The sequence below is a fragment of the Mesorhizobium sp. M7A.F.Ca.MR.362.00.0.0 genome (assembly GCF_004023175.1).
In the GTDB taxonomy this organism is placed as follows: Bacteria; Pseudomonadota; Alphaproteobacteria; order Rhizobiales; family Rhizobiaceae; genus Mesorhizobium.
This window is the reverse complement of the sequence record NZ_RZTF01000861.1, coordinates 1-691: the sequence shown is the minus strand read 5'-3', so window position 1 is coordinate 691 and position 691 is coordinate 1. Positions and strand designations below refer to the sequence as shown.

At 62.2% G+C, this 691-nt stretch carries 1 protein-coding gene; it reads right to left on the bottom strand.

Going from position 1 to position 691, the window contains the following annotated elements; all coding sequences use genetic code 11:
- The coding region (locus EOC06_RS38195) for an ArdC family protein (protein WP_128310169.1) at positions 1-636 on the bottom strand (636 nt) is incomplete at its 3' end.
- Positions 637-691: the final 55 nt, after the last annotated feature.

Sequence of the window (691 nt, the reverse complement as noted above, 5' to 3'; positions counted from 1 at the left end):
GAGCCGATGCTTAGCCCCCGTGGCATGCGCGGCCTCATGGACATAAGTCCCGACGTGAGCGACAGCATCGCGGAAGACGTTGAAGGCCGGCATAAAGATATGGTCGAGATCGATGCGGTAGTATGCAGCGTCGGCGCCAAAAGTAACTGGGATGCCGAGCGCACTGATGAAGGCATCGGCATGGGGGACTCGTTCAGAGTCAGGCAGGATTGGAGCGGCGGAAGGCGTGAAGCCCTCGACCTGAGAGCTGTTGAAGACCGAGAAGGCGCGCGCGAAGAGGCGTCGCTGGGGGTGCTCATCGTCGCCGACTGCATCATCGTCACTGTGTGCGGCAAACTCCTTCCAGAGCACGACGGTCGTTGCGCGTTCGCCCTTGCGGACCTGGGCGTCAAGCGCCTGCCATTGCCGGTATGTGCCCCAGATGCCGCTTCCAAAGCCGTGAGCCTGAGCTGCGATCCAAAGAGCGAGCGTATTGACGCTGCGATAGGCCTTTCCGGAAGAGATGTTGATTGGGCGAGCAATCGAGCTTCCATCGTGGTGCCAGGGCATCCGCCATTCGCCGGCGCCGGCCTCGATAGCGGCAATGATCTCGGAGGTGATGCGGGTATAAACGTCGGTGCGGTTTTGCGTGTCCATCGTCGGAACTCCTGTCCCGCGGGGGCCAATCCCCGGCGGCGGAGCAGCCATCTGC